Origin of the sequence: Blastomonas sp. (genome assembly GCF_041747255.1) — a bacterium.
Taxonomy (GTDB): domain Bacteria; phylum Pseudomonadota; class Alphaproteobacteria; order Sphingomonadales; family Sphingomonadaceae; genus Blastomonas.
Genome location: NZ_JBGTFM010000219.1, coordinates 1 through 3,536, shown reverse-complemented (window position 1 = coordinate 3,536; position 3,536 = coordinate 1). Strand labels below are relative to the sequence as shown.

The following is a 3,536-nucleotide window of genomic DNA, read 5'->3' as shown; positions in this document are numbered from 1 at the left end:
ACCCTTATCGCCATCGCGATGGTGGCGGTGCCCCCCTATCGCGAGCGGCTGGCGGGCACGGCCTTGCCCGCGATCCGCGCATGCCCTGCGACCGGCGCGCAACCGACGCTGGCCGGACGCCACGATCTCGCGATGCACTGGGCGTTGTCCGCCGCGCTTGCCGCAACGCTCGGCGGGCAGGTCGCGCGATCAATGGGCGAATGGAAGGAACTGGCCGACAGCACCGGCGATGGCAGCGGCTTTTCATTTGTCGATCTGGCTGCAGACCGCTCGGGCGAACGCTTTGCCGCCGCCGCGATCAAACCGTCGCTCGCTCGCCCGGTGCAGCGCCGGCTGGGTGCGGTCACCGACGCGCAGCTGATGCCACGTGCGCTGCTGACCAAACCCGAAGGTCTTGATCAACAGGCGTTTGAACGCGCCTATCAGGCGATCGATGCACCCGAATACCAGCGCGCGCTGGCCACGATTGACCGCATCCTCAATGAGGCCGGTGTGCCGTCGTTATAGACTTTGTCAGCTGCCCTTGAGGCCCTTGAGCGCGGCGAACGGTCCGACCGCCTCGGGCGCGGTCAGACCGTAAGTTTCACGCGCGTCCTCGGCCTGCGGGCCTTCGGCATAGGGGTCGATCTCAAGTGCCAGCGTCTGCGCTATCGCCTCACCCAGATCAATGGAGCCGCCCTTATAGGCTATCGTGTCGAGGTCGCCGGGCGCAAGCTCGAACTCGTCACCGCTCGCAGCAATCATCGCGGCGTATTCGGCGTGCGGCACGAAGCGCAGGTGAAAGCTGTTCGAAACGCGCGTCGGAAAATCCTCGCCCGAAATCGCGCAGTTTTGCGCCAGTTGTGCACTGAGCTTGCCGGTAACGTCAATTGTCGCCTGATTTTCGGCAAAGGTTGCGGTCGCGCTCAGCGATGTGATCGCGACGATGGCAAAGCGCTCTGCCAGCGCGGCGCGTTCGCTCGCATCAGCCTCCAGCGTGATCGGCTGGCGCGGCAAGGCGCGAATGTCGAACGGCCGCGAGAATTCGGGCGGACGCTTCATGCGATCGCCCCTTGCATCACATCGGCCACAGGCAGCGCGGCCATCCGGTCATGCAGCGCGCGCACCTTTGCGGCGGCTGCCGTCACCTGCGCATCGGCCACCTGTTCTTCGCGATAAAGGTTGCGGCGCAGCGCACTGTCGAGCGCCGACATGTCAGTATTATCCGCCGCCAGCGCCGCGCGATAGACGCCCAGCCGCCCGCCGAGCGCGCTCATCATCTTGCCGATGTTTTTGCCGACGACAAGATCGCCGACCCCGTTCTGGCGCAGCTGGCCATCCATATCGTCCACGAACAACTCGGCCAGATGCACTGAAAACTGACGCACCGCAGGCTGGTCTTCGTCCTGTTCAAGCCGCAGCAGGACAAGGCACAGCAACAGCGCCACTGCCTCGAACCGCCCGTCGACGCTGTCGGCAACCCCGCCATCGGTGTACCAATAGGGGTCACGCCCGAGCGCGATGACCTGCGCATAAGCCGGACGCGCCGCCTCTCGCGGGTCGCTTCGGGAAAACAGGCGGGACAGGACGGACATGGTCTGGCGGGTTCCTTGCGGGCCGGGGTGCGGCCACGTTAAGCGGCAATTCATTGGCCACTTGTGATGAGGTGTGTAAGTGCATATTGAAGCGCGGACCGCAAGTTGCAAGGCGCGATGGCGAACACGCCGCCGCACCGATGACAGCAGGCAGGCGGCCAAGAAGGAAGATCATGATCAGCACGTCGATTCAACAGCGCTCTGCACACAAGCCACGGGCGCGGCTGGCATTGCTGATCGGCATCGCCGCGCTGCCGTTGCTCGGCGGCTGCGGCCAGTTGCGCTCGCATCAGGGCTTTATCTACGACCAGACGCTGGCCGGTTCGATCCTGCCGGGCGTTGACAACCGGCAGTCGGTGGAGCGCACATTGGGCCGCCCCACCTTCACCGGCCAGTTTGCCGATGATGAATGGTATTATTTCGCGCGCGATACGCGCCAGCTTGCCTTTGCCAACCCGCGCCCCACCGCGCAGCAAGTGATGCGGGTGAGCTTTGATCCGCAGGGCACCGTGCAAAACGTCGAGTTCACCGGGCTTGAGCAGGTTGCAAGGATCAGCCCGGAGGGCAAGAAAACGCCGACGCTTGGTCGTAACCGCACCTTCTTCCAGGATCTGTTTGGCAACATTGGCGCGGTTGGCGCGCCCGGCACGGGTGGCCCCGGCGGACCGCCTCAATAGGCTTGACGGCTAACCGGCAGGGGCAGCAATCCAGCTGACGAGTAGCTTGTCGACCTTGCGATTGTCCATGTCGACGATCTCGAACTGCCAGCCCTGATCGGTGAACATCTCGCCCTCGCGCGGCAGATGGCGCAGGCAGTGCAGCACATGCCCTGCTGCGGTTGCATAATCGCGATCCTCCGGCAGATCGATGCCCAGCTTTTCCGCGAGCGCATCGGCGGGCAGCGCGCCTGAGATCAGGAAACTGCCGTCGGCGCGCTCGGTAATCATCGGCGCATCGCCATCGCCCTGATCCGAGGCGAAATCGCCAACCAAAGCCTGTAATAGATCGGCGGGTGTCACCAGCCCTTCAAAATGGCCGTATTCATCGTGCACCAGCGCCATCGGCACCTCGCCCCTCTGCAGCACCTTGAGCGCATCCATCGCGTCGACCTGATCGGGCACGATGGGCGCAGTTCGCGCCAGTGCCGCCAGATCGAGCGGATCGCCTGCGATGATTGCAGACAGCAAGTCGCGCACCGTGACGATGCCGATAATCGCATCGACTGACCCATCCGCCACCGGCAGGCGGCTGTGCGGCGAGCGCGCCATGATGTGGCGCAAATCCTCAAGCCCGCCATCGACCGGCAGCCAGTCGACCTCGGTGCGCGGGGTCATCACCTCACGCACCGGCCGGTCAGACAGCCGCATCACGCCGGACATGATCGCGCGCTCGCTTTCTTCGATGACGCCTGATTTGGTCGCCTCGGCAAAGATCATCTGCAGTTCCTGCGCGGTGACAATTTTCTCTGATTCGCGGTTGAGACCGAGCAGGCGGAAGATCAGCGCGCTCGAATTGTCGAGCAGCCACACCACCGGCGCGGCACCGCGCGCCAGCAGGTCCATCGGGATCGCCATGATCACCGCAAGCTCTTCTGCCTTGCGCAGCGCAAACTGCTTGGGCACCAGCTCACCGACCACCAGCGACAGATAGGTGGTGATGCCGATCACCAGCGCGAACCCCGCCTCATCCGAGATATCGGCGGGGACCCCGATCAACGCCAGCCTGTCGCCAACAGGACCGCCCAGGCTGGCACCCGAATATGCCCCGGCGAGAATGCCGATCAGGGTGATGCCGATCTGGACGGTGGAGAGAAACTTGCCGGGATCCGCGCCGAGCAGGATCGCGGTGCGCGCGCCCTTGCTGCCATCCTTGGCCATCGCCTCAAGCCGCGCGGTGCGCGCCGACACGATCGCAAGTTCAGACATCGCAAAGATGCCGTTGAGGATGATCAACGCCAAAATG

4 protein-coding genes and 1 pseudogene are annotated in these 3,536 nt (G+C 64.3%); 2 read left to right on the top strand and 3 right to left on the bottom strand.

What is annotated here, in order from left to right:
- A pseudogene (locus ACEW8G_RS07865) lies at positions 1 to 507 on the top strand (hypothetical protein); the annotation flags it as partial.
- Positions 508 to 513: 6 nt separating this feature from the next.
- Here the strand turns inward: ACEW8G_RS07865 and ACEW8G_RS07860 are convergent.
- Both ACEW8G_RS07860 and ACEW8G_RS07855 read right to left on the bottom strand, forming a co-directional pair.
- Entirely contained in the window at positions 514 to 1,041 is a 528-nt protein-coding gene (locus tag ACEW8G_RS07860) for a DUF177 domain-containing protein (protein ID WP_373487877.1), read from the bottom strand.
- Positions 1,038 to 1,574 carry a ubiquinol-cytochrome C chaperone family protein gene (locus ACEW8G_RS07855; protein ID WP_373487876.1) on the bottom strand — a complete coding sequence of 179 codons (537 nt, stop codon included), beginning with the start codon at positions 1,572 to 1,574 and terminating at the stop codon, positions 1,038 to 1,040. The genes ACEW8G_RS07860 and ACEW8G_RS07855 overlap by 4 nt, the downstream gene beginning before the upstream one ends.
- A gap of 173 nt (positions 1,575 to 1,747) precedes the next feature.
- Here ACEW8G_RS07855 and ACEW8G_RS07850 point away from each other — a divergent pair, with 173 nt between their 5' ends.
- Positions 1,748 to 2,251: an outer membrane protein assembly factor BamE gene (locus ACEW8G_RS07850; RefSeq protein WP_373487875.1), complete on the top strand. Its 504-nt coding sequence runs from the start codon at positions 1,748 to 1,750 to the stop codon at positions 2,249 to 2,251.
- Positions 2,252 to 2,260: 9 nt separating this feature from the next.
- On the opposite strand, the gene ACEW8G_RS07845 is transcribed toward ACEW8G_RS07850, so the two are convergent.
- Positions 2,261 to 3,535: a hemolysin family protein gene (locus ACEW8G_RS07845; protein WP_373487874.1), complete on the bottom strand. Its 1,275-nt coding sequence runs from the start codon at positions 3,533 to 3,535 to the stop codon at positions 2,261 to 2,263.
- Between the last annotated feature and the right edge of the window lies 1 nt (position 3,536).